This window comes from Microcoleus sp. (assembly GCF_049646505.1).
Lineage (GTDB): Bacteria > Cyanobacteriota > Cyanobacteriia > Cyanobacteriales > Microcoleaceae > Microcoleus.
On record NZ_JBARVX010000091.1, the window covers coordinates 1 to 26971 of the forward strand.

Annotated in this window: 26 protein-coding genes and 1 pseudogene; 13 read left to right on the plus strand and 14 right to left on the minus strand. The window is 47.6% G+C overall.

From position 1 onward, the window contains the following. From WBA89_RS05030 to WBA89_RS05045, 4 genes and pseudogenes are all read right to left on the minus strand, one after another. A pseudogene (locus tag WBA89_RS05030) lies at positions 1–1246 on the minus strand (phosphoketolase); the annotation flags it as partial. A 330-nt stretch (positions 1247–1576) separates the two neighbouring features. Continuing rightward, entirely contained in the window at positions 1577–2830 is a 1254-nt protein-coding gene (locus WBA89_RS05035; protein ID WP_424404437.1) for a COP23 domain-containing protein, read from the minus strand. 2 nt (positions 2831–2832) lie between these two features. Beyond that, positions 2833–3255 carry a hypothetical protein gene (locus WBA89_RS05040; protein WP_424404438.1) on the minus strand — a complete coding sequence of 141 codons (423 nt, stop codon included), beginning with the start codon at positions 3253–3255 and terminating at the stop codon, positions 2833–2835. Between the two features lie 160 nt (positions 3256–3415). After that, positions 3416–3949, minus strand: a complete 534-nt coding sequence (locus WBA89_RS05045) for a COP23 domain-containing protein (RefSeq protein ID WP_424404439.1) — start codon at positions 3947–3949, stop codon at positions 3416–3418. Between the two features lie 829 nt (positions 3950–4778). Here WBA89_RS05045 and WBA89_RS05050 point away from each other — a divergent pair. After that, positions 4779–5384, plus strand: a complete 606-nt coding sequence (locus WBA89_RS05050; RefSeq protein ID WP_424404440.1) for a hypothetical protein — start codon at positions 4779–4781, stop codon at positions 5382–5384. A gap of 93 nt (positions 5385–5477) precedes the next feature. After that, positions 5478–6854: a cytochrome P450 gene (locus tag WBA89_RS05055; RefSeq protein WP_424404441.1), complete on the plus strand. Its 1377-nt coding sequence runs from the start codon at positions 5478–5480 to the stop codon at positions 6852–6854. A 263-nt stretch (positions 6855–7117) separates the two neighbouring features. On the opposite strand, the gene WBA89_RS05060 is transcribed toward WBA89_RS05055, so the two are convergent. From WBA89_RS05060 to WBA89_RS05070, 3 genes are all read right to left on the minus strand, one after another. Next, positions 7118–7297 (minus strand): hypothetical protein, encoded by a 180-nt coding sequence (locus WBA89_RS05060; RefSeq protein ID WP_424404442.1) that lies wholly within the window; start codon positions 7295–7297, stop codon positions 7118–7120. 104 nt (positions 7298–7401) lie between these two features. Next, the gene (locus tag WBA89_RS05065; RefSeq protein ID WP_194061076.1) at positions 7402–7689 is read right to left on the minus strand and encodes a hypothetical protein; all 288 of its coding nucleotides are present in this window, start codon (positions 7687–7689) and stop codon (positions 7402–7404) included. A gap of 55 nt (positions 7690–7744) precedes the next feature. Then, positions 7745–7909: a hypothetical protein gene (locus WBA89_RS05070; protein ID WP_424404443.1), complete on the minus strand. Its 165-nt coding sequence runs from the start codon at positions 7907–7909 to the stop codon at positions 7745–7747. A gap of 281 nt (positions 7910–8190) precedes the next feature. On the opposite strand from WBA89_RS05070, the gene WBA89_RS05075 reads away from it, so the two are divergent. From WBA89_RS05075 to WBA89_RS05085, 3 genes are all read left to right on the plus strand, one after another. Continuing rightward, positions 8191–8451, plus strand: a complete 261-nt coding sequence (locus WBA89_RS05075; RefSeq protein WP_424404444.1) for a MoaD/ThiS family protein — start codon at positions 8191–8193, stop codon at positions 8449–8451. A 923-nt stretch (positions 8452–9374) separates the two neighbouring features. Beyond that, entirely contained in the window at positions 9375–10673 is a 1299-nt protein-coding gene (thrC, locus tag WBA89_RS05080) for a threonine synthase (protein ID WP_424404445.1), read from the plus strand. A gap of 235 nt (positions 10674–10908) precedes the next feature. Further along, entirely contained in the window at positions 10909–11184 is a 276-nt protein-coding gene (locus WBA89_RS05085) for a MoaD/ThiS family protein (protein ID WP_424404446.1), read from the plus strand. Positions 11185–11314: 130 nt separating this feature from the next. Here the strand turns inward: WBA89_RS05085 and WBA89_RS05090 are convergent, their stop codons facing one another. The 4 genes from WBA89_RS05090 to WBA89_RS05105 all read right to left on the minus strand — a co-directional run bounded on the left by WBA89_RS05090 (position 11315) and on the right by WBA89_RS05105 (position 15652). After that, positions 11315–13207, minus strand: a complete 1893-nt coding sequence (locus tag WBA89_RS05090; RefSeq protein WP_424404447.1) for a ribonuclease J — start codon at positions 13205–13207, stop codon at positions 11315–11317. Then, positions 13204–13398 carry a hypothetical protein gene (locus WBA89_RS05095; RefSeq protein WP_424404448.1) on the minus strand — a complete coding sequence of 65 codons (195 nt, stop codon included), beginning with the start codon at positions 13396–13398 and terminating at the stop codon, positions 13204–13206. The genes WBA89_RS05090 and WBA89_RS05095 overlap by 4 nt, the downstream gene beginning before the upstream one ends. Positions 13399–13595: 197 nt before the next feature. Continuing rightward, positions 13596–14489, minus strand: a complete 894-nt coding sequence (gene dapA / locus WBA89_RS05100) for a 4-hydroxy-tetrahydrodipicolinate synthase (protein WP_424404449.1) — start codon at positions 14487–14489, stop codon at positions 13596–13598. 107 nt (positions 14490–14596) lie between these two features. Next, positions 14597–15652, minus strand: a complete 1056-nt coding sequence (locus WBA89_RS05105; protein WP_424404450.1) for an aspartate-semialdehyde dehydrogenase — start codon at positions 15650–15652, stop codon at positions 14597–14599. 366 nt (positions 15653–16018) lie between these two features. On the opposite strand from WBA89_RS05105, the gene WBA89_RS05110 reads away from it, so the two are divergent. The 6 genes from WBA89_RS05110 to WBA89_RS05135 all read left to right on the plus strand — a co-directional run bounded on the left by WBA89_RS05110 (position 16019) and on the right by WBA89_RS05135 (position 21967). Then, entirely contained in the window at positions 16019–16153 is a 135-nt protein-coding gene (locus WBA89_RS05110) for a hypothetical protein (protein ID WP_424404451.1), read from the plus strand. Positions 16154–16175: 22 nt separating this feature from the next. Further along, positions 16176–17597 carry a trigger factor gene (gene tig / locus WBA89_RS05115; RefSeq protein WP_424404452.1) on the plus strand — a complete coding sequence of 474 codons (1422 nt, stop codon included), beginning with the start codon at positions 16176–16178 and terminating at the stop codon, positions 17595–17597. Between the two features lie 442 nt (positions 17598–18039). Beyond that, positions 18040–19143, plus strand: a complete 1104-nt coding sequence (locus tag WBA89_RS05120; protein WP_424404453.1) for an RNA-guided endonuclease InsQ/TnpB family protein — start codon at positions 18040–18042, stop codon at positions 19141–19143. 240 nt (positions 19144–19383) lie between these two features. Next, a complete protein-coding gene (clpP, locus tag WBA89_RS05125; RefSeq protein WP_194065413.1) occupies positions 19384–20073 on the plus strand; it encodes an ATP-dependent Clp endopeptidase proteolytic subunit ClpP in 690 nt (229 codons plus the stop codon). A gap of 9 nt (positions 20074–20082) precedes the next feature. Continuing rightward, positions 20083–21423: an ATP-dependent protease ATP-binding subunit ClpX gene (clpX, locus tag WBA89_RS05130; protein ID WP_424404454.1), complete on the plus strand. Its 1341-nt coding sequence runs from the start codon at positions 20083–20085 to the stop codon at positions 21421–21423. Positions 21424–21544: 121 nt separating this feature from the next. Then, on the plus strand, positions 21545–21967 hold the full coding sequence (locus tag WBA89_RS05135; RefSeq protein ID WP_424404455.1) for an EamA family transporter: 423 nt from the start codon (positions 21545–21547) through the stop codon (positions 21965–21967). A gap of 248 nt (positions 21968–22215) precedes the next feature. Here the strand turns inward: WBA89_RS05135 and WBA89_RS05140 are convergent, their stop codons facing one another. Then, a complete protein-coding gene (locus tag WBA89_RS05140; RefSeq protein ID WP_424404456.1) occupies positions 22216–22581 on the minus strand; it encodes a DUF4087 domain-containing protein in 366 nt (121 codons plus the stop codon). Positions 22582–22698: 117 nt separating this feature from the next. Next, entirely contained in the window at positions 22699–24771 is a 2073-nt protein-coding gene (locus WBA89_RS05145; RefSeq protein WP_424404457.1) for a DNA polymerase III subunit gamma/tau, read from the minus strand. Here WBA89_RS05145 and WBA89_RS05150 point away from each other — a divergent pair. After that, complete coding sequence (locus tag WBA89_RS05150; RefSeq protein ID WP_424404458.1) at positions 24751–25050, plus strand: hypothetical protein; 300 nt, start codon at positions 24751–24753, stop codon at positions 25048–25050. The two genes, WBA89_RS05145 and WBA89_RS05150, sit on opposite strands and share 21 nt — an antisense overlap. A gap of 258 nt (positions 25051–25308) precedes the next feature. After that, positions 25309–26220 (plus strand): hypothetical protein, encoded by a 912-nt coding sequence (locus WBA89_RS05155; RefSeq protein WP_424404459.1) that lies wholly within the window; start codon positions 25309–25311, stop codon positions 26218–26220. 17 nt (positions 26221–26237) lie between these two features. On the opposite strand, the gene WBA89_RS05160 is transcribed toward WBA89_RS05155, so the two are convergent. Continuing rightward, complete coding sequence (locus WBA89_RS05160; RefSeq protein ID WP_424404460.1) at positions 26238–26960, minus strand: DevA family ABC transporter ATP-binding protein; 723 nt, start codon at positions 26958–26960, stop codon at positions 26238–26240. Positions 26961–26971: the final 11 nt, after the last annotated feature.

Genomic DNA, 26971 nt, shown 5'->3' on the forward strand with positions numbered 1-26971 from the left:
TGGTGACAAGAAAAGTCCGATCGCACTCGCCGACTTTCGCTACCAAACGTCCCATTGCAGTTGTCGAAATCTTGGCTTCTCCGCCAACTGCAAATTCTTCTAAAGGCAATTCGCCCAAATCTGCCAGCGGCAATGTAAACTCAGTAACAACTGTTTTCGCTGCTGGCCCGCCGCCGGCGCGCTCGCAATTTGTCCGCACCAACTCCCAAGCAGCAACAGTCAAAGCGCGCTCTTTTAAGGCACTGATAATGTGCGGAGCATCCAGCGTATCTTTTGGATAAAGGTTGTGAGATTTCGACCCGCGCGCGTGCACTCCCGCACCTTTCAACTGTTTGATAATAAACGCAGTTAATTTGCCGCCGAGAGCAGATTTGGCTGCTTTGTCAACTCCTTCTAAAACAGCTTTGGTAAATGCCATGCGCTGTTCGAGTGAAAAAGCAGTGCTGTCAACATAAGCTTCCGGTTGATTTTTATCGTCAAATTCCTTAGCATCAACTAAGATGACTTCTTCAAAACCGTTTCCTTGCCAATAAGCAATCATTTCAGCATTAGTTTTTGTCGAAACCATGCTGTGATGTTCTTGAGAATATCCGTTCCAAACTAACACTGGTAAAAAGTTAGTAGCCTTGGGATAAGCAGTGTGGAAATGCCCCATGCTGCTCATGGGATAGGGTTCGCCCATGCCGCCGTCGCCCATTGTGAAAGCAAACAGTTTTCCGGGATGCAAAAGCGCTCCCGCCATTGCAAAATGCTGCCCTTGTCCGAGGGGGCCGGCTGGTGCTAAAAGGCCGGGAATGAAACCGGAAAGATGTCCTAACAAACCGTCTTTTTCGCGGAATTTATCGCGCACTTGCTGCACGTTGACAATTCCCATGTCTTCTAAAGATCGATCGAGAAACATGGCACTGTAAAATCCCGGCGCGTGGTGCCCCACTTCGGTGACAATGTTCTTGTGTCCGAGCATCACCAACGCGGCATAAGCCTCGGCTTGGCTGGCAAAACCGCCCGGATGTCCCGATGCCTTGCTGGCGGTGACTTGCAGCGTCAGGTAGCGCAGGGCATCTGCTCCCAGCATTGTTTGAAAGACGGCGGCGGGATCGGCGGGATCGGCGATCGACTTGCTTCCCTCGGCGATCGCGGGTGCTTTCCCGTAAGTCTCAAAACCCGGCACTGTTTCGGAGAAATACTGGATTCCTTCGCAAAAACTGGGGATGGCTGACGTTGCCTTCGACGTAGTTGCAGTCATGCTTGATACCTGAAAAATTTGGATTAGATTAATTTAACAGTAATTTTATAACTTATTTGTTGCAAAAGATCATCACTTCTGCTACCTGGAATGATAAATAATTAAAATATCTCAAATTTGAAGCTGAAAGCGCCCCGCATTTCAACAATACAATCGGGGCGATTCCCTTGGAGAAAAAAATATCAGCAATCGCAATTAGAGTTCGGTAACATCAAATTCGCCCTTTATCGTCCTAGTAAAGTTGAGTGGAGTGGACACTAAAGCATAAGCACAATATTAAGTTTAAGTTTTTCGACTCACAGTCAACAGTCAACAGTCAACAGTCAACAGTCATTCCGGTGCAACCGGAATTGATATAACATCTAACCCCAGCCGTTCCCCAACATTAATATAAACGGGAGTGCTGCTTTCAAAAAGAGAAGGTCTAGCCTTCCGATTTGCCAGCCACACAAAGAAACTGCTGAGTGCGGGAGCCGGATCTTGATCGCGGCGCAGGGTGTAGATCAAGCCTTCGCACGGCCCGTTAACGCGGCTGCTGGTGCAAATCACTTTTTGATTGTTGACAGTGCCGACAGTGACATAATTTAGCTGTTTGTTGCGGCTGTAATTTTCTAGGCGCTGAGTGACTTGTTTGCAGCGAGTCAGAGGATCGTAGCCAGAATCCGAAAAGAAATTAGAATTCCACCGAATCCAAGGCTCCCTAAACCCTTGCGGATTTTGATACACAGTCATCGGTTCGCCGGTGGAGGTATCGCAGACAAAGCCTCCTGGCCCCAGATTCGATCGACTTTGGCTGTAGCCGCGCTGGATCGAAATATTGCTGAGAATATCAAACCCGTTAGGTAAGGTTTGCGATCGCAACCTCATAAAAGAATCGATCGGGATTGCTGCATTCAACCCAGTTTTAATTTCCTCAATTTGACCGTTCCACTGGCTGAGTACCGTACCAACAGTATCACCCTGACCGTGAATTCCCACAACAGTGCCATCAGCATCAAATACAGGCCCGCCGCTCATGCCGCGCCTGGTGACAGCTTGATATCGCAGTCCGTATCCCGATGATGCGCGATCGAGACGAGAAGAAACAATACCGGCTGTAAATTCGAGTTTTCTTTCATACCAAGAAGCGATGGGCAGCGGATAGCCAGCAACGTAAATAGTAGAACCGACTACAGCACGTTTTGATTCGCCAATTGGCGCTACTGGATAATTTTCTCGGCTGTAAAACTGGATCAAAGCTAAGTCTATATCGCGGTCATTTTTCGGCAAGCGCTGTATTCTGATTGCTCTATAATTTTTTTCTAAATGAGTGCGAATGCTGTATTCTTGGGCGAGGCTGGCAACAACATGATTCGCCGTCAGAACCGTATAAATATTGCCTTGTTTTGCAATAATTACTCCCGAACCGCTAGTAGCAAAACCCAGCGTATTATTAACTTCGACGGTGCTCAACGTTGCTACCCGGGCAATTTCTTCCGCTGTTTTGGCAAAAGCAGCATATTGTTGGCCGACAATTGCTGTCGCCGTTATTGCACCGGTCAAGATGATTGTCAGCGCCCCGAACCGCGAACTCCACAAATTCATCGCTAACTCCCCAGATATGACGAGACGAACTGCAAATATATACCGATCGGAATTCCCCAACTGGATTTAACCATTTTTTCCAATAATTCTCGCGTCGGCGCGCTTCCATCTTCAAAATTATAGACCTCAAAACCGAGATGTCGATCGTTGCCCCGATCGTTAATTCCAATCAAGAAACCTTTGCCATTAAAAATCCGGCGGCGGTTCACGGCAATTTTAACGTTATTTGTATACCGCAAGCTATAGCCTTGACAAAAAGATTTTGGCAGCAGCAACTCTACAAAACCCCGCGCTACTGCCCGCACCTCAGCACCAGCAGGGAATCCGGTGGCGGCGACTGTCCCACCGCCCTGCGTAGGAACTGCTGTCGATCTGTTAACCGCAGATTTCAAGCGTACAAACACCGATCGACGCAGATAATTCAATATTGAAAATTGCCCAACAATTAATACCAATTTCATAAAGTAGCGCTAGATATTACCCCCCCCCAACCCCCCCTTGGTAAGGGGGGGGGCTAAAACTTCATCCATGCCACATCTTTAGAAAAATGGTATAAGCAAGGCTGGAGGATGGCGAAAAAATCGGCTATTGCGCCCCATCATCCGTGCTTTCCCCTAGTTTTTGCCTCACGTCAATGTAAGGAATCTTACGGGCTTCATCAAAAGACGGCATCCCGACATATCCTTGACGCCAAGCTAACAAATTATATAAACAGCCCATCGGGTCTTGGCCTGGTCTGAGAGTATAAATCAAATTTTGACACAAACCGTTGACTTGATTCGCCGTGCAGATGACATTTTGGCCGTTCATCCGGCCTGCTGTAATGTACTTGAGCGCCCGGTTGCGGCGGTAGATTTCAAGGCGCCCGCTGACTAATTGGCACCGAGTTTGTGGATTGTAGCCAGAACCGGAAAAATAATCTGAATTCCACTCAATCCAAGGCTCTACCGCACCTTTAGAGTTTTGGTACACCGTTACCGGTGCGCCCCTGACGGTACTGCACGAAAATCCCTTTTCCCTGGTTGAACTCCAGCCATAACTAGGCTCAAAAGGCACTGTCAGGGTGCTGAGGGCGATCGCGCTTGCCGCCAAAACCTTCGTCAATAATTGCTGTTTCATGATGATGTTCTCACTATTTTTGATGGGATTCGGTAGAAAAATCACCAAATATTGCGATCGCACCCTGAATGCGCCAGAGGCTGGCTGCTAAATTATGTTGTTCGCGACTGGCACGTTTGCTGGTGCCAAATCCGGCTTAAATACCCGCTTTATTTCTTAGTCCGCCTCGGCAGAGGAAAGCTTGTACAGTCGAGGTTTCAATCACCGACTAATCGCGGATTTTTAATGCGGATTTTGTTTTGCAACTGCACCGAAAGCCCAGTTATGCCACTCCGAAGCCCTCGTAAAATGCGCGCAACCGTCGAAAATATGTCCTCATTACTACTAATCAAGGTCAAGGTTTCGCCAACCGGAAAAAGGCTGTTTAAATCGGACGCGATCGAGCGATTTGCAAGGCTACATCACACCGCCGATCGGTTATCCGAGCTGACTGGCAGTCTAGCGTTACGAGCTTAATCTGATGAGATCCCGACCCTGTACCAGCGTTGCACGCATAAAGTGCCTTGCCCGTTTACGTGAAATCACACTAAAATTAAGGTATTAATCAGAACTCTTAACTTGTTTTCGCCTCAGTATTGCGGATGCCGGGAAATACTCCTAAGTGAGTGTAATCAGGGAGTAATACCAATTTAATGTGAAGTTGCATATATCTCGATCCCCCTAAATCCCCCTTAATAAGGGGGACTTTGATCGGAATCTTGTCCCACCCTTATTAAGGGGGGTTAGGGGGGATCGAGATATATGCAGCCTCATAAAAAATTGGTATAAGTGCTTTCTACCACCAAAGTTCACCCGACCTACACAGACGTTTAGTTGAGTATTAAAAACTATGAACAGTATCTGCAAAAATTTAGGGTATTTAACCGCTGGATTAATTTTGATGGGCGGTAGCAGTTGTTCCAGCTACGATGCAGCGAACTTAACCGCAAACGGGAGCCGATCGCAAACGGGAGCCGATCGATTCGGAGACATACAGCTAACGGGAAATCAACTTCAGGATCGATCGGCTCAAGGAGCTGGGCCTTCTAACTTTATTTCTCCTGTTTTAGCCAGCGGAGTAGCATCAGAAAATACTGTCACCGTTAAAGTTTATAAGGTAAACAATCTCTGTCAAACTCTGAAGCCGGAAACAGTAACAGGCCCAAAAAATCAGTTAATGTCATCCGTCGTTAATGAAGTATTAAAGCAGCAGATTTTCGATAGTCTCGGTTTGGTTGGCTATCGGCTGACGATCGATCGCGACCTCGGAATAGCGACCCTCGATCTGCGGGCCTTCGGGAATTCCCGGCAGAAATTGCAAAATCTGTCTAGCTGTCAAATGCTAGGTTTGTTTGGAGGCGTGCGCCAAACTTTGATCGGTTATGCTCCTTGGCAAATCAAAACAGTGCGTTTTACAGAACTCGGACAGGACATTGTGAGCACCGTTCGAGAATAACCTCTTAAAATTATTGCAGAGGGTATAACCCGGTTTCTGCAGCAGTCCTATTTATGTTCTCCAAGTCCTTTAACAAGCACTACCACAATTTCTATGACCTTACCTGACGGCCCCAAAAACCCCCGCTTCGTGCAGCTAATTCAATGGATAGCCGATCCGCTGACATACTTGGATGTCAGCGCCAAAAAGTACGGGGAGATTTTCACGACGCGGTGGGGGAACCTCAAACCCTTCGTGATGATCCACAACCCGCAAGCGATCCAGGAAATGCTCAACAGCAAAGCGCTTGAGGCTCCGGGCGATATCAACGGTATTCTCAAACCCTTGCTGGGAGAACAATCGATGATTGTGATCTCTGGAGAAAAGCACAAACGCCAGCGCCAATTATTGATGCCGCCCTTTCACGGGGAACGGATGCGTAATTACGCTCAGCAAATTTGCGATATTACTCAAGATGTTGCTAGCAAGTTGACGGTCGATCGACCTTTTGTCGCCCGCACCGCCATGCAAGAAATCACCATGCGGGTAATTTTGCAAGTAGTCTTCGGACTGGATGAAGGGCCGCGGTTGCAGCAACTGTCCCCGCTGCTGGCTTCAATTATCGATACAACAGGCTCTCCGCTGCGATCGAGTATGCTATTTCTGCCTTGGATGCAGCAAGATTGGGGCGCTTGGAGTCCTTGGGGACGGATGAAACAGCAGCAGCGGAAAATTCAGCAACTGATGGACGAGGAAATTGCCGAACGCAGACAGCAACCAGACAGCAACCGCACCGATATTCTCAGCTTAATGATGGCCGCCCGCGACGAAAACGGCGAACCGATGACGGATGAAGAATTGCGCGACGAGTTGATGACGCTGCTGTTTGCAGGCCACGAAACCACAGCAACGGCCCTAGCTTGGGCATTTTACTGGACTCACAGTTTGCCCTCAGTGCGCCAGAAACTGCTGCAAGAATTGGACAGTTTAGGGGAAAATCCCGACCCGATGGAGATTTCCCGCTTGCCGTACCTGAGTGCGGTTTGTCAAGAGACACTCAGAATTTATCCCGTGGGAATGCTGACGTTTCCGCGAGTGGTGCGCCAGCCCGTGGAACTGATGGGACATCAACTCGAACCGGGTACGGTGGTTTTCGGCTCAATTTATTTAACCCACAGGCGCGAGGATTTGTATCCAGAACCGCTGCAATTTAAGCCGGAACGGTTTTTGGAGAGGCAATTCTCGCCTTACGAGTATTTGCCCTTTGGAGGCGGCAGCCGCCGCTGTATCGGCTTGGCGCTGGCGCAGTTGGAGATGAAACTGGTGCTGGCAACCATTTTGCGCGATTTCGACTTGGTATTGGCCGAGAAAAAGCCGGTACAGGCCAAACGCCGAGGGGTGACTTTAGGGCCGGCCGGTGGCGTGCGGATGGCTCTGCTGGGGCGGCGGATGCCGCAGCAGAAGCGTGAACCTGTTGGGAGCGGGGTTTGAAGTTGTAGCAACCGCTACATAAAAACCGCTAGAATCCTTAACCTGTAACCATCGCCAGCTCTCAAATTTCAAATTTTCAGTCTAAAATGGTATGAGCCTTGCAAACATACGTTAAAAGCAAAAGTGGGTGATTGCAATAGCCCTCTTGATATCTCGAAAGCTTGGCTGCCATACTTTAAAAACATATGCATACCCTGTTATTCAGCAAGGTCGGAAGCGTGTTGGCATTGCCAGCAATCTTCCGGCCTCTTTATTTTTTTGGGTTAATTGAGGTATTGGGCTTTCTGATGCAGCAGCGCCAAAGCATCGATTTTTTCGTGTTTGAGATCGTCTGGGACGGATGGGCTGACGGAAACCGGGTTTTTGCGAAAAGACTTCGCCGCCGCCGGCAAATCAGGTAAAAACCCGGTTTCTTTGATTGGAGTGCCTCCAGAACACCTCAATTTAGAGGTTTTGTCTCTAAATTGAAATAGAATCAGACAGCAAGTTTAAGAAATTACTAAGGAATAATTAATAACTTGTTAAATAATCTCCTCGGGCCCGAATCTCAATCTTCTGTTTTCAGAAATTCTGATACCGAGACTGACTTCGGGAGGCTCTCGATATCTTGAATTTCGCTTTCGTGAGCAAAGAATTCGACTTCTTTGTCGTCAATCTCGATCCGATAGCTAGCGGTAGCAGTTACAATCCGCCGCTTTTTTTTATCTTCTATTAAAACCCAACACACCACAGGCCTTACCCACCTCTCAACGTGCTGGCTTTGCTTTGTACTCCCAAAGGCGTACCAGCCTTTAGCTTCAATAATTTGCAGCACTTTAAAATCGTTACTTGCCATAAATATCTCGATCGCGTTAACTTGACAATTATTCTTAGATAAAACAGCACGCTTGCTAAACAGGGCCAAGCTTTGGGACTGGCAAGCCGGACTTGACAACCAGTGTTTTAGTCGCAAACCAGCGGTTTAGCAGGGCATTGTCTGGGTTGTTGACCGCTAAATTTAGGGCGATGTCTTTGTACTCTCCTGCACTTGCGGTCAAGTATTTATACTGTGTCATCGAAAAATAGTTTTGCAGCAGCCCAAACAGCAGCCCGCTAGACGTTAGTTAAGTGCATTTAAGTGGATGCCAACTGCTTCTAGCGCCTGGTTGGTAAGAGCGATCGGCATACATACAATACTGTTCAAACTTTTTGCTGCAATCAACAGTCATGTTGGCCCGATCGGGTAAAACGCAACTAGAGATTGCCGCTTTTAATTCTAAGGCGTGGCGTGCTTAATTCCCAATTAATTGTATGGTTTAGTTGATAAATGCCAAACTGTCGATCGCACAAAACAGCCGTGTCTAATTCTTCGATTACCGTCACCGTTAAACTGTTCGCCGCCTTCGGTGAAGCCTACGGAGTTTCGGAAATTACCGTAGAACTTCCTCCTGAAACCCCAGTGTCTCAAGTTCTCGAAAGATCGATCGCCCAATATCCTCAATTAGAAGAGTGGCGCGATCGTACCCGCTTCGGCCTCAACCTAGAATTTGTCTCTCCCGACACCATCCTCCAAGACGGCGACGAAGTTGTACTCATCCCCCCCGTCAGCGGTGGATAATCCGATTTTGGATTTTGGATTTTGGATTTTGGATTGAAGAATTGGGAAAGCCCGCGCGGTTACTGCGGTGAATTCAGAAACCGGGTTTCTGGCTATATTTCTCGTGACTCAACCCAAAATCCCGTAGAAACCCGGTTTCTCGCCCCCGCCGTGAATTCAGAAACCGGGTTTCTAGCGATATTTCTGGTGACTAAACCCAAAATCTCGTAGAAACCCGGTTTCTCGCCCGCGCCTCAAACCTGTAGTTTGTAGTTTTGAGTCACCAAGCAAAAAAAACTTTATAAAGTTTTGAAATTAGTTTTGCAGCTAAATCATTCTTGAGTTCGGTTAAACAAGAGATTTTTCCTCTGAACCAACACTATTCTGCAGAGCCTAGAAACTACTCTGAGAAAGAGATTGAGGACTATCCAACCACCTCCGATTTCAGACAAAATACTGCTGCAAAATCAATCCCGACCAAAAAAGTCGGGTATGGTTGACGGGGTAGATCCACCGTGTTAATCTGTCCTAAGAATTAGAAAACATCGCAAAACTAGAGAGTTGAGCTGTCAGGAACTCAGGGCTAAAGCCACTGAGCTTGGTAAGAGAAATCGAACAAGCTATTCTGACGGGCCTAAGTCTTAACTGACTACGTTATTCAGGTCACGACACCGGGCGAATGCGAAGCTAGTTCCCTGCTCTGTCGCTAGCGGTTAAACAGTCTTAAAGTCACGCTCGACAGTGCTGCTAGCCTAACAAGCCTTTATAACATTGACCGACAAGCTAACATTACCCCAGAAATGGGGGTTTGAGGCAACCATACCTCATCGGAGGGGCAACCATACCCCTCCACCCCGCGAGGGGATTCAATGCGATTAAAATCGCCGAGCCGTTTTCCTCTCAGGACTGAAGTCGCTGAGTTTCCCACTTACCGAGTTTTTCTTATGACCCAAGCAACCAGAACCCAATCCACAGCAGCAACCTTCACAGCCCTCAAATGTAAAGAATGCGGTGAAGAGTACGAACTCCAAGCCAAGCACGTCTGCGATTGCTGTTTTGGCCCGCTTGAGGTCAAGTACGACTACGAAGCAATCCGCCGCCGCGTCACTCGCCAAACTATCCAAGCAGGCCCCAACTCGATCTGGCGCTACCGCGAATTTTTACCAGTCGCTACAGATAACGTCATCGATGTCGGCACCGGCATGACTCCTTTAGTAAAATCCCACCGCTTGGCCCGCCGCCTCGGTCTAAAAAATCTTTATATTAAAAACGATGCCGTCAATATGCCCACTCTCAGCTTTAAGGACAGAGTGGTGTCAGTCGCCCTCAGCAGAGCGAGAGAATTGGGTTTCACAACGGTATCCTGTGCCAGCACTGGCAACTTAGCTAATTCCACCGCTGCGATCGCCGCCCACGCCGGCCTCGATTGCGTAGTCTTCATTCCCTCCGACTTAGAAGCAGGCAAAGTCCTCGGCACTCTGATTTACAATCCAACTGTCATGGCAGTTCACGGCAACTACGACCAAGTTAACCGCCTCTGCTGCGAAGTCGCCAATACACACGGCTGGGGATTTGTCAACATCAACTTGCGTCCCTACTACTCCGAAGGCTCGAAAACCCTCGGCTACGAAGTTGCCGAACAGCTAGGCTGGCAGTTGCCAGATCACATCGTCGCCCCCCTCGCTTCCGGCTCTTTGTTCACAAAAATCTACAAAGGCTTTAATGAATTCATCGAAGTCGGTTTGGTTGATGAGAAGAAAGTTCGGTTCAGCGGCGCTCAAGCTGACGGGTGTTCGCCGATCGCCCAAGCATACCGCGAAGGCCGCGATTTTGTAACGCCAGTCAAACCGAATACTATTGCTAAATCGATCGCGATCGGCAATCCAGCAGACGGTATGTACGCCTTGGAAATCGCCCGCAAAACTAACGGGAACATCGAATCCGTCAGCGACACCGAAATCATCGAAGGCATGAAACTGCTAGCCGAAACCGAAGGCATTTTCACCGAAACCGCTGGCGGCACGACGATCGCAGTCTTGAAGAAACTTGTAGAAGCAGGTAAAATCAACCCCGACGAAACCACCGTCGCCTACATCACCGGCAACGGTTTGAAGACTCAGGAAGCCGTCCAAGGTTACATCGGCGAACCCATCACCCTCGAACCCAAACTAGAAGCGTTCGAGCGCGCCCTCGAACGCGCCCGCACCCTCGAACGCTTAGAATGGCAGCAAGTTTCGGTTTAATTATTAGTCCTTAGTCATTGGTCATTAGTCATTGGTCATTAGTTATCAAGCTGTTGGCTGTTGGCTGTTGGCTGTTGACTGTTGACTGTTGACTGTTGACTACTAAGAGGGCGGGCACTCTTGGCACCGCCCCTACCTAGTGACTGCGGACTACTGACTACTGACTGCGGACTACTGACTACTGACTACTGACCACTGACTACTGACTACTGATTACTTACTAAGGACTAAAAAAATGACTGTTAAAGTTTTAATTCCCACTCCGCTGCAAAAATTCACCAACAATCAAGCCACTATCCAATGCGGCGGCGGCAATATTTCTGAGTTGATTGAATCCCTCGAATCAAATTGTCCCGGTATCAAAAAAAGCTTGTGCGATGAAAAGGGAGAACCTCGCAGGTTTTTGAATTTCTACGTCAATAGCGAAGATATCCGCTTTTTGGACGGTTCAAAAACTGCTCTCCAAGATGGCGATGAAGTGAGTATTGTTCCAGCAGTTGCTGGTGGTTGATTTTTGCTACCGCAGATGCTGGCAGATTAACACAAATGGACGCAGATAGAAGAATTAACTACTATCTGCGTTTTTTGCGTTCGTCTGCTGTTGAAAAATAAATCCCTGGTAAAGCCAGGGATTGTTAATTCTAGGAGACGGTGGAAGCGACCTTGGCTGCAGTCCGGGGGCGACGACGACCTGTTACTTTATTTACAGGAACTGGCGCTGGCGGCGGCGTTGGTGCTGATGCCGGTGATGAACCTAATAGTTTGGGTGCTTCTAGAGAACCTGGTGTTACTTCTGCTGGTTCCCGCCGCACAAATGATGCTCCTTCGGGAATTTGCATCAGGAATACTAGCATGGGATTGCTTTGAAGTTCCCGGCGCAGCACTCGTGCAATTGCTCGTTCTATTTGCGTTTGCACTCCTGCCCAGTCTACGTCAACTCCTGATTCGGTAGTTGCAGAAGGCGTGACGAATTCTGACCAGCGATCGCTCAAAACTGTCTCTATCGTCTGAGCGATCGACTGTTGTAATAGTGCGCGATCGGCTGATGTGACTACACCTTTCAAGTGTATTTCTGGCTTAGCAACTAATTTGCCTTCTGCATTCAACGCCGCAGCTACTGTTACCGCGCCATCTCCGGCTAACTGCTGACGTTCTTTGAGGACGTTTGCTTTGACAACGCCCGATCGAGAAGAGTCTACTAATTCAATTCCTGAAGGTACAGTACCAGCAACTCGGATCGAATTTTCTGTTAGTTCTACGACATCGCCGTTGTCAATAATCACCATATTGCTCGCGGGAATGCCCATGCTTTGAGCTGTCTTGGAGTGCTGAATCAGCATCCGGTGTTCTCCGTGTACCGGCAAGAAGAACTTGGGACGGGTCATGTTGATCATTAACTTTTGATCTTCCTGACAGCCGTGCCCGGAAACGTGAATGCCTTTGTCGCGCCCGTAAACTACGTTTGCTCCCAGCATCATCAGTTTGTCGATCGTGTTTACCACTGCGATCGTATTTCCCGGAATCGGATTAGCCGAGAAAATAACTGTATCGCCTTTTCTGATTTTCAGTTCGTGATGTTCGCCGTTAGCAATCCGAGTCATCGCCGCCATCGGTTCGCCTTGGGAACCCGTAGTCAAAATCAAAATTTTGTCTTCAGGCAAATTGCGGATTTCTCTGAGCGGTTTGAAAATACTATCTTCGCATTTGATGTAGCCGAGATTTCGACAGTGAGCGATGACGTTCAACATCGATCGACCCACCACTCCGACGTACCGATTGTTTTTCTTAGCCAAGTCCAAAATAATTTGCAATCGGTGTACCGACGAAGCAAAAGTCGTGATCATTATCCGTCCCGTTGCTTGAGCGATAATTCTGTCTAAATTCGGAGCGACAGAACGTTCTGAAGCAGTAAAACCGGGAACTTCGGAGTTAGTAGAATCGCTGATCAAGCACAGCACGCCTCTCTCGCCGTATTCCGCCAGCTTTTGCAAGTCAAAATGCTCGCCGTCTACAGGAGTGTGGTCAATTTTAAAGTCTCCGGTGTGGATGATAATTCCGACTGGAGTGTGAATCGCCACCGTAAAGCTGTCGGCCATCGAGTGAGTGTTGCGGATGTATTCGACTAAGAAATTCTTGCCAATTCTTACCGTGTCGCGGGGTCTAACTGTCCTCAATTCGGTGCGGTGGGATACTCCCGCTTCTTCCAATTTCCCGGCTAGCAAAGCCATCGCTAAACGCGGGCCGTAAATGACGGGAATTTCAAATTCTTTGAGGTGATAAGGGATGCCGCCGATGTGGTCTTCGTGACCGTGAGTCACGATCATACCTTTAATTTTGTGGCTGTTTTCCCGCAGGTAAGTCATGTCTGGGAGGACAATATTTACGCCGTGCATTCCATCTGTCGGGAAGGCTAAACCTGCATCTAAAAGAATTATTTCGTCACCGTACTCGAACACGCAGGTGTTTTTGCCGATTTCGTGAAGCCCGCCGAGGGGAATAACTTTTAGAGCCGATGCAGTTGTATTTTTGATCATGCGTATCCTTTGTTAGTTATTTTTGTTATTTGACTGTTGTCTGTTGACTGTTGACTGTTGACTGTTGTCTGTCGCCTACTGTCTATACCTCTCCAATAATCCCTGTGGAACAGGCATCCTGCCTGTTCGATACAAGCTTTTTGGGAGGTGTCTACTATCTGCTGTTCGTTGATGGGGGCGATTTTTTCCAAGATATTTGTAAAAAACTCCCCTACGGGTTTTACTCTCCCGTACAGTCAGTTGTCTTCCGCCTTCAATCTTTAATTCTCAGTATTTAATCCTTCACTATTAGCTACTTACCAAAAGTTAATGACTGATGACTGAGGACTAATGATTAATGACTCATTACAACTAATATTCAGTTGTCTGAAAACTCGTTCTCGCCTGTCTAGCTAGTAGATACTGCTGCTAGCTTATCCAGTACGTCCTTTAACTTTTGAGTTACCTCAACGGGCGGATCGCACAGGGGCGGACGGGTGGAACCTACATCCCAGCCTTGAAGTGTGAGAGCTGCCTTGACGGGAATGGGATTTGTGGTGAGAAAAAGAGCTTTAAACAGGTCAAAAAGTTGCAAGTGAATCTGGGTAGCGACTTGAACTTGACCGGCCTCGAAAGCTGCGATCATCTGTTGCAGTTGCTCTCCTACCAGATGGCTGGCTACGCTAACTACACCAGATCCTCCTACCGCCAACATCGGCAAGGTTAGGGAATCATCTCCAGCATAGATGGCAAATTCAGGCGGTGTCAAGCGTCGGATTTGGCTGGCTTGATCCAAGTTGCCACTTGCTTCTTTTACGGCCGCAATGTTGGGGATTTTGGCCAGTCGAGCTACTGTTTCCGGCAACATATTTTGGCCTGTGCGACCGGGGATGTTATATAACATTATAGGCAATTCTGGTGCAGATTGCGCGATCGTCCGAAAATGATTGTACAAACCTTCTTGCGGCGGCTTGTTGTAATAAGGAACCACCTGCAAGCACCCGTCCAATCCGAGTTTAGCTGCTTTTTTCGTAGCTGCGACTGCTTCTGAAGTAGAATTCGATCCGGCTCCTGCTATTACCAAAGCTTTACCGGAGACTGCCTTTTGTACCACCTGAAATAATTCGTATTCTTCATCCCAGGTCATAGTGGGAGACTCGCCGGTAGTTCCGCACACTACCAAGCTATCTGTACCGTGTTCTGCTAAATGAACTGCCAACCGTTCTGCTACTGCATAGTTAACGCTGCCGTCTTCTTTAAACGGCGTAATCATTGCAGTCAGAACCCGTCCAAACTTTACCACACTTTCTCCGATTTTAGACTTTTGATTTGTGATTTTAAATTTTTGATTTCAGATGAAAGGTTTATCTAAAATCCCCAATTTTAATTTCCCCGTTGCCCGAATTCCCGCTAATTAGAAGCCGCCGCCGCAGGGACTCGCAGCAAGTCTTTTTGGGCCAGCAACTCAGCTATCTGCACCGCATTTAATGCCGCCCCTTTGCGAATTTGATCGCCGCTCAGCCACATCTCCAACCCGCAGGGGTGAGAAATATCTTGGCGAATCCTGCCGACTAACACGTCATCTTTACCGCTGGCTTCTGATGGCATCGGGAAATAATTAGCTTGCCAGTCTTCTACCAGTTTAACCCCGATCGCCCCCTTTAAGATTTCCCTGGCCTCGATCGGGCTAAAAGGCTCTGCAAACTCTAGATTAATCGCTTCGGAATGGGCGCGAAGTACGGGAACCCGCACGCAAGTTGCCGTAATTTTAATTTCGTCCGTACCAAAAATCTTCCGAGTTTCGTTTACCATTTTCATTTCTTCCTCACAATACCCCAAATCGTTAATCGGCGTGTTGTGCGGAAACAAATTAAAAGCTAAAGGGTAGGGAAATATATCTGTTTTGGGAGTTTCCCCTGCCAAAATTGCTCTTGCTTGAGCTTTCATTTCCTCCATTGCCCTGGCCCCCGCGCCGCTGGCAGACTGGTAAGTCGCCACAACGATGCGCTTTACAGGCCTAACTTTGTGAAGCGGCCAAACGGCAACTGCCATCAAAATCGTGGTGCAGTTGGGATTAGCCACGATCCCTCGGTGAGATGCCGCCGCTTGGGGATTGACTTCGGGAACCACTAGCGGTACGGTCGCATCCATGCGGAAAGCGCTGGAATTGTCGATTACTACTGCTCCGGCGGCCACTGCTTTGGGGGCCCACAATTTAGAAATAGAGCCGCCGGCGGAGGCGAGCACTATGTCTACATTATCAAAGGCTCGCGCCGAAACTGCTTCGACCCGCAGCATCTCGCCGCCAAACGGCAATTTTGAACCTGCTGAGCGCTCGGAAGCTAACAGCTTCAATTCAGAAATCGGAAAACTCCGGCTGTACAGGAGTTCTAGCAACTCGGCACCCACTGCGCCGGTGGCTCCTAAAATAGCAACTCGATATTGAGACAAATCAGTTTCCTCCACAAATTAGAGCTTAAACGATCGAAATCAAAAATTTAAATAATCGCAATACTGAATATCAAACTTAATTAATCTGGTGGGACATCAAGGGTGCGAGCCGGCGGCCGGGTGCAGTTAACCTCAGCGGTCGATCGCGCTCAATCCCAGTTTAGCATCTTTCGCCGTTAGCAAAGCTTGCAGCTACGGGACCGTCTGGCGACCGACCAAGCACCAGCCCCGATACGTGCGGCATCTATTGACTTTGACCGATCGCCGCACCAGGCCGCATTGACATCCCCAGGCGATATGTGCTATGTTGCATCGGCGATTGCGTGGACTTAAACTCCACATTCCTAGCAGCAAAAGCTAGTATCCTCAAACCAGAACTATTTGGCAAGATCCAAAAAAGTAGCCGGAAACGATTTGCAGTCTCATCCGGTAGAGGTGTTTGTAGTTGTGTCGCTACAAGTCAAAGCGCAGAAACTTAAAATGCAGGCAAAGTCAGATTTGTATGTATTGTATTAATTGTTAAATATCACAAAAGCCGATGAAAGTAACCCAGGAAAAACTTCCAGCTAGCCAAATTGGTTTGGAAATCGAAATTCCCTCAGAAAAGTCAAAACAAGCCTACGAGCAAGTAATTAAACAATTTGCTCGCGATATCAATATTCCTGGGTTCCGCAAAGGCAAAGTTCCCCGCAAAGTTTTGCTGCAGCGCCTGGGGCAGACTCGCTTGAAGGCGACGGCTTTGGAAAATTTGATTAACGACTCGCTGCAAAAAGCCCTCGAACAAGAAAAAATTCAGGCAATTGGCAGTTTTGAACTGCGTACCGAGTTTGAAGAATTACTAGAAAAGTTCGATCCAGAACAGCCTCTGACTTTTTCAGCTAAGGTTGACGTACAACCAGAAGTGAAAATGAATCAGTACACCGGCTTGCAGCTTCAAGCAGAAGAAGTTAAGTATGATGAGGCTCAGGTGGATGAGGTACTGGCAAAATATCGATCGGACAAAGCAACTTTAATCCCCGTAGAAGGCCGGCCCGCTCAGTTGGGAGACGTGGCTTTGGTTGACTTCGCCGGTAGATTTGCCGAAGCACCAGAAGGCGAAACACCCGCAGAAATTCCCGGTGGCGATGCAGAAGACTTTCAAGTAGAACTGTCGGAAGATCAGTTTGTACCTGGTTTTATCCAAGGCATGATCGGGATGAATCCCGGAGAAACCAGAGAAGTTTCCCTGCAGTTCCCCGACGAGTACAGCAGCGAAGAACTAGCCGGAAAACCAGCAGTTTTTACGATTACTCTGAAAGAACTTAAGGAAAAAGAATTGCCGGAGTTGGACGACGACTTCGCGCAAGAAGTTAGCGAGTTTGAAACTTTAGCCGAACTGCGCGCATCCCTAGAAACTCGGTTTAAAGCAGACCAAGAAAACAAGTTATCAGCTAATAAGGAAAAAGCCATATCAGCAGCACTCGTGCAGCTAATTGAAGTGGAAATTCCCGAAACAATGGTCGATCGCGAAATCGATTATTTGCTGAACCAACAGGCGCTGCAATTGAAAAATTACGGCATAGATATCAACCTACTGTTTACCGAAGAAAATATGGGGCCGATGCGGGAACGCTCGCGCCCGGAAGCAATCGATAAGCTGAAGCAGTCTCTAGCTCTGGCAGAAGTGGCCAAGCTCGAATCCTTGTCTGTGGAAGATTCAGAAGTAGCAGCAGAAGTCGCAAAAGTCAGAAAGCAGTTTCCTAAAGGAAATTTTGACCCTGAAAAGTTGCGGGAATTTGTAGGAGAAGACTTGCTCAAACAAAAAACTCTGAAATGGTTGGAGGAAAAAGGTACGATCGAACTCGTACCTGAAGGCTCTCTGACTCCCGAAGAAACAGAAACAGAAGCAGAAGCAGACTCTGAAATTTCTGAAGAAGCAGCCACGAGCGTCGTTGATGTGGAAGTTGTAGGCGAAGAGTAAAACCTTCTAGTTCACTTGCCAAAAACTACAAGCGCAGAGCGCGCTTAGCAAGCACCTTATCCTGACAAAGAAACCCGGTTTCTGTGTAGGTTTCTCGCCACTCAACCAAGATTTTGCCAAGAAACCGGGTTTCTGTTCGCGGGGGCTAGAAACCCGGTTTCTGACCCTGATTTGGCGGATAAAATCCAGATTTTTCGTTGAGAAACCCGGTTTCTGCGTAAGTCCTAGCTAAGTTTTATACAAGCTTGGGGCGCGCGCTAGAAACTAGAAACAGCGACGAGGGATAGCTAAGTATTTTGACTCATTCACCCCGCGACGGCTGGGAGTAAATCTTAATCGCTTATTCTCCCGACAACTTCGGACTTTTACGGAGTTCTCCCAGCATGACGCGGCGCAATCGGTTGTGTTACGATAGCGCACAAATCAAATTACCCTGAACTCTGTGCTGACTTCCCTCAAAACCAAGCTCAAACTAACCGACACCCAAGCCGTGTTAATGGCAAAACACGCAGGTATTGCTCGGTTTACGTTTAACTGGGGACTGGGGGTATGGAGCTCACTCTACTCCGAGGGGTTAAAGCCAAATGCTTTGGTTTTGAAGAAGTTTTTTAACAATCACGTTAAGCCTGTCTATCCCTGGATTAAAGAAAAAGGCATTTGCCAAAAAGTAACTCAATATGCTTTCGACCATCTGGGCAAAGCCTTTAAAAACTTCTTTTCGGGAAGGACTTGTTACCCCAAGTTCAAGAAAAAGGGTCAGCACGATAGTTTTACCATTGATGCTAGCGGCAGACCAATAGCTTTCGGCGGCACTCGATTGAAGTTACCTACAATTGGCTGGGTATCTACCTTTGAAGGCTTGCCCCCTGTCACCGCGTCATCATTTACTATTTCACAAGAAGCTGGCAACTGGTACATCAGCTTTAGCTATGAAATAGAGCCAAAAGTTACGCCTAAGTCGCGGGACTTTGTGGGTGTGGATTTGGGAGTTAAACAGTTGGCTACCCTGTCTAGCGGTGTTGTCATCGCCAATCCCCAGGCTTTGAGGAAAGCACGTCAGCAACTAGCACAATTACAGCGCCAGTTGCGGCGCAAGCACAGGGGTAGCAACCGATATCGCCGACAAAAGTTAAGGTTAGCCAAAACTCATCAACGAGTGAAAAACATCAGACTCGATGCAACTCATAAAGCTACAAGTTACATATGCAAAAACCACGCTGTTGTAGCCATTGAGGACTTAAACGTATCGGGGATGATGGCCAACCATAAACTGGCGGGTGCTGTTGGTGATGCCAATTTTTACGAGTTTAGGCGACAAATTGAGTACAAAGCAGAGCGTTATGGTTCCTCCGTTGTTCTAGTCTCACGCTGGTATCCGTCTACTCAGCTATGTTCGGGCTGTGGCAAGAAACAACCCATGTCGCTCGGGGCTAGGGTTTACGAGTGTTCGGGTTGTGGACTCAAATTTGACAGGGACTTCAACGCCTCTATTAATTTAGAAAAATACGCTCGGATGGCTAAGCCGAGCCTGGACACAGAGGGTTAATTGCGCCGTCGCTACCCGATGAAGTGTCAACTAATATCCGGGGAAAGTCCTGGTTTTAGATAGCAGTCACCTCAGCGCCCAGCCCAGCCCAGCCCAGCCCAGCCAAGAAAGCAATTTGCCAACTCAAAACTCCCGATTCCCCCCATGTCGGTTCAGAAAAGGCATAATAGTTAAAAGCTGGCGGCTTAATTTCAAGCTTTCATCACCAGCAAATTGTCTAGTATCCTTGACTGGTGTCTTATGGTTGTATCTCAATCTTCCAATTACCTAATTACGAGCTATAACGATTTTGATGTCAGCTCTAGTCCCAGCAATGTAGTGCCGATGGTACTAGAACAGTCGGGAATGGGCGAGCGGGCATTTGACATTTACTCGCGCTTGCTGCGGGAGCGAATCGTGTTTCTAGGAACTCCCGTAACCGACGAAGTGGCTGACTCGATCGTAGCTCAGCTATTGTATCTAGATGCCGAAGATCCAGAAAAAGATGTCCAAATGTACATTAATTCCCCCGGCGGCTCGGTGACGGCCGGTATGGCAATTTATGACACAATGCAGCAAATCCGCCCGGATGTGGTGACGATTTGTTACGGCTTGGCTGCGAGTATGGGCGCATTTCTGCTGACAGCAGGAGCCCACGGCAAGCGGATGTCTCTTCCGAGTTCCCGGATTATGATTCACCAGCCGCTCGGAGGCGCTCAAGGTCAAGCAGTTGATATTGAGATTCAAGCCAAAGAAATCCTTTATCATAAGCGTAAGCTGAATCAACTTTTGGCGCACCACACGGGTCAATCGCTTGATAAGTTGGAGGCTGATACTGAGCGCGACTTTTTTATGTCAGCCGAGGAAGCCAAAAATTACGGTTTGGTCGATCGAGTGATCGAAAAGGAAAATCTTCCGACGGCGGGAGAAAATGTCACTGCACTGAAATAAGAGGCTGTTATGTCTAAGTACGACTCCCATCTAAAATGTTCGTTTTGTGGCAAGTCTCAAGAGCAGGTACGCAAGTTGATCGCAGGGCCGGGGGTGTATATCTGCGACGAATGCGTTGACTTGTGCAATGAAATTTTAGATGAGGAGTTGTTTGATTCGAGTGCAGTGCCGGCGGCGGCGGCTCCGAAGCAGGAAACAACCCAAAAACGCCGCGCTACCTCCGGCAAAAGTATGTCGATGAGCCAAATTCCCAAGCCGAGGGAAATTAAAAGTTATCTCGACGAAAATGCGATCGGTCAAGAAGAGGCGAAAAAGGTGCTCTCGGTGGCGGTTTACAACCACTACAAGCGCCTGAGCTTTATCCATGCCAAAAATAGCGGCAAGCACCCGCCGGAAGAAGTAGAACTGCAAAAATCAAATATTTTGTTGATCGGGCCGACGGGCTGCGGCAAAACTCTCCTGGCTCAGACTTTGGCGGATATGCTGGACGTGCCGTTTGCGGTGGCTGACGCAACGACTCTGACGGAAGCCGGCTATGTCGGGGAAGATGTGGAAAATATTTTGCTGCGGCTGCTGCAGGTGGCAGATATGGATGTGGAAGAGGCGCAGCGCGGAATTATTTATATTGATGAAATTGACAAAATTGCCCGGAAGAGCGAAAATCCTTCGATTACGCGGGATGTCTCCGGCGAAGGGGTGCAGCAGGCGCTGCTGAAAATGCTCGAGGGGACGATCGCCAATGTACCTCCCCAAGGCGGCCGCAAGCATCCCTACCAAGACTGCATCCAAATTGATACCAGCAATATCATGTTTATTTGCGGCGGCGCTTTTGTCGGTCTCGACAAGGTGATCGAGCAGAGAACGGGTAAAAAGTCAATGGGTTTTATTCAGCCGGGAGAAGCTGTGCCGAAGGAAAAACGGGCCGCTGACGTGCTCAGGCAGCTCGAACCAGACGATTTGGTCAAATTTGGGATGATTCCTGAGTTTATCGGGCGGGTGCCGGTGGCGGCGGTGTTAGATCCGCTGGATGAGGAAACGCTGATGGCGATTTTGACTGAGCCTCGCAATGCTTTGGTTAAGCAGTATCAAAAGCTGCTAAAAATGGATAGCGTGCAGTTGGACTTTAAACCGGATGCGATTCGGGCGATCGCCCAGGAAGCCTACCGCCGCAAAACTGGAGCGCGGGCGCTGAGGGGAATTGTCGAAGAATTGATGTTGGATGTGATGTACGAGTTGCCGTCGCGCAAGGATGTTGCCCGGTGTATGATTACTAAGGAAATGGTCGAGAAGCGATCGACTGCCGAATTATTAGTGCTTCCCTCTTCGCTACCAAAGCCCGAGTCGGCTTAACAGCACAACTTACACAATCGAATTGTAGGGTGCGTCGTACTTTAATCAGCGCCAGCAAAATTAGAGTATTCTCAAATGACGCACCATACTCGTCATTATTTTTCTCCCAAGCCTAACAGCAATGCTTAAAATAGCAGATTGGTTGATTTACGCATTATGCTGTTCTCTCTTGTACGGTTTTTGGGGATTTTTTAGCAAATTAGCTACTCAATACATTGACTACAATACGGCTTTCGTCTACGAAGCAGTCGGTGCTATTTTAGCTACTTTATTGATTATTGTAAAAACCAACAATTTTAATTTGCAGGGAGACTTGAGAGGAATTATATTTGCTCTATTGGTGGGTGTTTGCGGAACTGTTGCATCCTTAGTGTTTTTTATAGCCATTGCCAAAGGCCCAGTTGCCAGTACAGTAAGCATTACTTCTCTATACCCGATAGTGACTGTATTGCTATCATTTATTTTCCTGAAAGAACCAATTACATTATTTCAAACACTCGCTCTTTTTTTTGCCGTAATAGCAGTGATACTTTCATCAGTATAAATATTTTAATGATGTAGTATCCGGCAACATCTCAGCTCCTGTGCGGTTAATAAGTTAAGCTGTTGCGGCATTTAAACTGTATGTCAAAAAAAACTCTTGTGGGGAGTAGGGGTTGGGCATCCTGCCCGCCCTGAATATGCAATGTTTATTTGCGCGAAAGCTTAGCATAGGAGTGCGATCGAGTTGAGGGATTGCGGGACATTCGCACTCACCAATAAATACAACGGATCGCACCGAGATGATATGGGCTAAGGTTTTTTAGGCAAATTGCGATCGCGCTGACAAGTCGATAGCGGTAATCCTTTGCCGCTTTTAATCTCAGTAATTCTCATCTGCTTGCGATTTGGTGTCACGCTTAAACAAGCGCAGCCATATCCGTAATTGCCATTAGTTTTAACAAATTGCCGGCTGTCAATATTAGGCAAAAAGTTCATACCTCTGGCTTGATATCCTCCTTGCACTGATATCGTCCAATTTCCAGCCCTGTCGGTGAGAAACCAATTCGCCGGCGTTGGATTGTACAGCCACCCGCACCGAGTTTCAGCCGCCCTAGCAGGAAGAGCCACTATAGAAACAAACGAAAGCAAAGCAGGTATCAGTAACTTTATTTTCATCTTTTGAGCTTGATTCGGGATAAATTCAATTATAGCAATTCTAAATTAATTAATTGCAAAATATTGAGCTTTACTTTGATTTTCCCGCATACTTACTTATTACTCGCTAAACTTCAACTACCAATCTATAAAATCATCCGGCTCTAACTCAGAAGATAATTCGGGAAACTCAGCCTCAGTTTCCAAGGCGAAACTCGCTGATTCCCAAATCTCCAAATCATCCGACAAATCGACTACTTCTCCCTCAAACATATCCGCCCATTGCCTGCTCGTATTCGCCACAGATAGAGCATCAGCCCGCACCGCTACATTCCGAGCATTTAAGTCATTCTGAGAACCTGTAAAATCATTAATTGCTGGCACATTAACAGCAGTATTTTCAGCCGCTGGCGGGTGTTTTTGTTCTTCTCTCTTGTCCCTAGAAAAATTATCAAAAATCTCAGGATTTGGCGATTGCTGTACCTGTTGATTCGCATCACTCACGGGATGAGAATTCCTAGGATTTTCGCCAACACGTCCGTTAGAAGTTGGCAAATCCTGGGGGCGGGGACTATTAGTTTCTGCGGGATTTGTCAATCCCACTTTAACTGTTACTTGTCGGTTAAAAACTTGCATAAAAGCTTCTTCAATATTAGCTACCTTGTCTTTAACCATCTTGAGCAACGGTTGCGAACTAATCTTAACATGAGCCGTATCATTGCTAAAAATTACTAGCTGTCCGTGTTGGCGGAGCAGCGATTGAGTGCCGTGGGGGCGCACGCGGTTAAGTACCTGTTCCCACACTTTATCTAAATCAATTTCGCTGGCTAAATTAGTATGTGCATAATTTGTTTGATTGGTTTCAGCAGTTGGTATAGGTGCTGGAATCGGTGCGGGAAGTGGGCTTTCTGTTCTATTAGCCACAGGTGGCAACTGAGGCGGAGGATTTTGCGAATTGGGAACTGAAGATTGTTCAATATTAGATGTCTGGCTCCCCCCCTTAGCAAGGGGGGGTTGGGGGGGGTGAATTTGTGCTGAAGATTGTTGAATATTAGATGTCTGACTCCCCCCCTTAGCAAGGGGGGGTTGGGGGGCGTGAATTTGTTGCTGCTGAGTTCTAATTGCTGAGGGTAACAATCCCAATAGCGTTACTTCCAGCCACAAACGCGGCTGAGTGGTGTTTTTAATTTGTACTTCGTGGGTTTGCAAGTGTTTCTGACTTGCCAAAATTAACTCGGCATTCCAGTTGCGGGCAAAATCGCAAAGTTTTTCCCAAGTGGCGGCTGTTAAAGCTACTAAATCTGAGCGTTTTGGTGCTGATGAGGCGATCAGCAAATCTCGGTAGAAACTGGCGAGACTTTGCAGCACGATTAGGGGTTCCCGGCCGCGGTTCAGGAGGTGGCGGGTCATGTCTATTAATGCTGTTGCGTTATCGTTTTCGATCGCTTGCAGCAGTTCCATCAAGTCGTTTTCGGGGACTGCGCCGACTAAATCCCAAACTTTTTCGATTGTGATTTGACCGGAAAACAAGCTGAGTTGGTCGAGCAAACTTTCGGCATCTCGCAGTCCTCCTTGGGCGATTTGAGCAATCATTTGTATTGCTTCGCTGGCAATATTGATGTTTTCTAATTGGGCAATTTTGTGCAGGTGGGCGGTCATTGAGTCGAGGGGAATCCGGCGGAAGTCGAATTTTTGGCAGCGAGAGATGATGGTTGGCAGGACTCTTTGGGGGTCGGTTGTGGCGAGGACGAATACGACGCGATCGGGCGGTTCTTCTAGGGTTTTTAATAAGGCATTAAATGCCTGGGTACTGAGCATATGAACTTCGTCTATTACATATACTTTGTAGCGGCACTGTACGGGGGCAAATTGGGCTCGTTCGATCAAATCCCGGATGTTATCTACTCCGGTGTTGCTGGCTGCGTCGATTTCGATGACATCTAGTGTGGAACCTCTGGCAATTTCTTGGCAAACGTTGCATTTGCCGCAGGGATTGGGGGTGGGCGCGCCGGTAGAAATACAGTTGAGGGATTTGGCGAAAATTCTGGCGCTGGAGGTTTTGCCGGTGCCTCTGGGGCCTGTGAATAGATATGCTGGTGCTATGCGCTGTTGTAGGATGGCGCTGGTGAGGGTTTGGGCGATCGCCTCTTGGCCGACTAATTCGGCAAATGTCTGAGGGCGATATTTGTGATGGAGGGGTTCGTAGGTCACGATCGAATATTGGTGATATTAGTTGTAATCTTAGCTAAGGACACGTTGTTCGATCGCGCTGCTAGCTCCGATCTCAAACCACACCACTCACTGTACCAAGCTGCGCCTGCGAGCGAGTGCGTAGCAATTAGCACCCTCCGGGCCTCCGCCGCCCGATCGTCCGGGCGATCGGTTGTTCTGCAGAAGTGTTTTCGGCAATCGCTCCTAGAGTTAGTATTAATTTATGTGCGTTTACTTTTCTTTTCCTCAAAACGGAGCCTGCCGAATGAATTTTTCTGATCTATATTGGTATAATATAGCACAGACAATTCGCCATTTCTTTTTCCCGTTGGCCGATCGCGATTTTCCGATATTTCGGGAACCAACTTGCAGTTAAAGATCGAGTATTAATTAGAGGGTGCCTGTTCGAGTTGTAGAAATCCAGTTGTAGGCAGATAGTGATAGAAACAGATCGATGTTAGTTGATCGAGTTGCACAGCCAGCTTTACTCTGGAGTCCTGTATAAATATAGCGCCAAATCTTACCCTTTAAAAGCCCATGTCAACCAAAATAATCCTTGTAGAACCAAGGTTGGCAGTAGCCTCTCCCAAGCCCAAACAGACTAAACCGGGAGGTTTAGCCTCCGATCAAATCTTGATGGGAGCATCCGGGGCACTGTTGTTATTGCTTATCGGTTTAGCGGTATTTACCAAGCTAAAACTCAAGGATTTGAGCAAGAAACTCAAATTTGAAGAGTTTAGAAATCGAGAACTCCAGAAAAAATACAAAATGGCTCTGGAAACCATGACAAAGATGGAAAAAAATCCCGACCTCATCCACTCGCGAGACTTTAATTTAGACTACCTGAGAATGCGGATGGCGGAAGAGGTTTTTCACTTTGCCATTGTCAACCAAATTAAGGTAAAAGTCAAAGAAAAAATTAGTATTGCCCTGCGTCCGACTCAGGGTGCTGTAGGAGATAAAAACGGAAATGCTGGCAGCGGCAGACAAGTGGATTCGATGTTTGATATCGAATACGAAACTGGCGATCCGGCAGTAAAAATAGAAAAGCGAGTGCTGTTTCGGATTCAAATTAAGCTGATGAAACTGCCGACTCAGGCAACATCGGCGACAATCAATCAAATTATTGATTGTTTGGAAACTTACCTGAGTCCTTCCGACGATCACGACAGTTGGCAGCCGACTATTCAAGGCCGCATCGTTCACATTGAGTGGGATCAAAAAGCAAAACCAACGCCGATGTTGGTGCTGGAACAGTCAAATGAAGGGGTGAATGTTACCTTTAGGACTACGAGAGCGGCGGCGGCCAGACTTGCGAATGAAAAAGAAAGTCAGGTTGCTTCTGCTAAGAGTTCAAGAGGAACAAAAATTGGGAGCAAGAGCCCAAGTAAAAGTGCATCTAAAAGTTCTACAAAAACAGGGGCAAAGCGCTCTAGTTCTCGCAAATAAGTTGATTTTAATTAAGTTTATTTGCTGGAAAGAGCGCCGGTGGTGGCGGTTGTGGCGGTGTCTTGTGCGAGGTAGCCGTCTTCCATGTGAATAATGCGATCGGCTATATCTAAAATCCGGTTGTCGTGGGTGACAAGCAAGATTGTACTGTGCTGTTCTTTGGCTAAACTTCGCATGATTTCTACCACATCTCTACCAGATTTGCTGTCTAGGGCTGCGGTGGGTTCGTCTGCTAATATTAATTTGGGTTGACTGACTAATGCGCGGGCGATCGCAACTCTTTGTTTTTGTCCGCCAGAAAGACTGTCCGGGTAATATTCTATTCTTTCTCCCAACCCTACAGCTTCCAGCATTCGCTCTATTTTATCGTTAGTTTCTTGGGTAGAAAGATGGCTGTGCAGTTCCAGAGACATTTGCACGTTTTGCCTTGCTGTCAAGCATTTGAGCAAATTGTGAGCTTGGAAAATATAACCGATGTCGCGGCGGAGTTGAACTAATTTATTTTTTCTCGTACCCCGCAATTCTTGGTCAAGAATTTTGAGACTGCCTTCTTGGATCGATCGCAAAGCTCCAATCAAGGTTAACAATGTTGTTTTACCTGACCCGGAAGGCCCGGTCATCAGCACGATTTCGCCCGGATAAATTTCGAGGTTGATGTCAAATAATGTCTGTTTGCGAAGTTGTCCTTCGCCGAAGGAATGGTTGAGATTCTTAATGGAAACAACTGGTGTAGCGTTCATAATTAATTGGC

Coding starts and splice junctions, on each gene's coding strand:
- WBA89_RS05035 (WP_424404437.1), bottom strand. CDS start 2,830: ATGAATTTGTGGAGTTCGCGGTTCGGGGCGCTGACAATCATCTTGACC.
- WBA89_RS05045 (WP_424404439.1), bottom strand. CDS start 3,949: ATGAAACAGCAATTATTGACGAAGGTTTTGGCGGCAAGCGCGATCGCC.
- WBA89_RS05050 (WP_424404440.1), top strand. CDS start 4,779: ATGAACAGTATCTGCAAAAATTTAGGGTATTTAACCGCTGGATTAATT.
- WBA89_RS05055 (WP_424404441.1), top strand. CDS start 5,478: ATGACCTTACCTGACGGCCCCAAAAACCCCCGCTTCGTGCAGCTAATT.
- WBA89_RS05065 (WP_194061076.1), bottom strand. CDS start 7,689: ATGGCAAGTAACGATTTTAAAGTGCTGCAAATTATTGAAGCTAAAGGC.
- WBA89_RS05070 (WP_424404443.1), bottom strand. CDS start 7,909: ATGACACAGTATAAATACTTGACCGCAAGTGCAGGAGAGTACAAAGAC.
- thrC (WP_424404445.1), top strand. CDS start 9,375: ATGACCCAAGCAACCAGAACCCAATCCACAGCAGCAACCTTCACAGCC.
- WBA89_RS05085 (WP_424404446.1), top strand. CDS start 10,909: ATGACTGTTAAAGTTTTAATTCCCACTCCGCTGCAAAAATTCACCAAC.
- WBA89_RS05090 (WP_424404447.1), bottom strand. CDS start 13,207: ATGATCAAAAATACAACTGCATCGGCTCTAAAAGTTATTCCCCTCGGC.
- tig (WP_424404452.1), top strand. CDS start 16,176: ATGAAAGTAACCCAGGAAAAACTTCCAGCTAGCCAAATTGGTTTGGAA.
- clpP (WP_194065413.1), top strand. CDS start 19,384: ATGGTTGTATCTCAATCTTCCAATTACCTAATTACGAGCTATAACGAT.
- clpX (WP_424404454.1), top strand. CDS start 20,083: ATGTCTAAGTACGACTCCCATCTAAAATGTTCGTTTTGTGGCAAGTCT.
- WBA89_RS05135 (WP_424404455.1), top strand. CDS start 21,545: ATGCTTAAAATAGCAGATTGGTTGATTTACGCATTATGCTGTTCTCTC.
- WBA89_RS05140 (WP_424404456.1), bottom strand. CDS start 22,581: ATGAAAATAAAGTTACTGATACCTGCTTTGCTTTCGTTTGTTTCTATA.
- WBA89_RS05150 (WP_424404458.1), top strand. CDS start 24,751: ATGGAGGGGTTCGTAGGTCACGATCGAATATTGGTGATATTAGTTGTA.
- WBA89_RS05155 (WP_424404459.1), top strand. CDS start 25,309: ATGTCAACCAAAATAATCCTTGTAGAACCAAGGTTGGCAGTAGCCTCT.
- WBA89_RS05160 (WP_424404460.1), bottom strand. CDS start 26,960: ATGAACGCTACACCAGTTGTTTCCATTAAGAATCTCAACCATTCCTTC.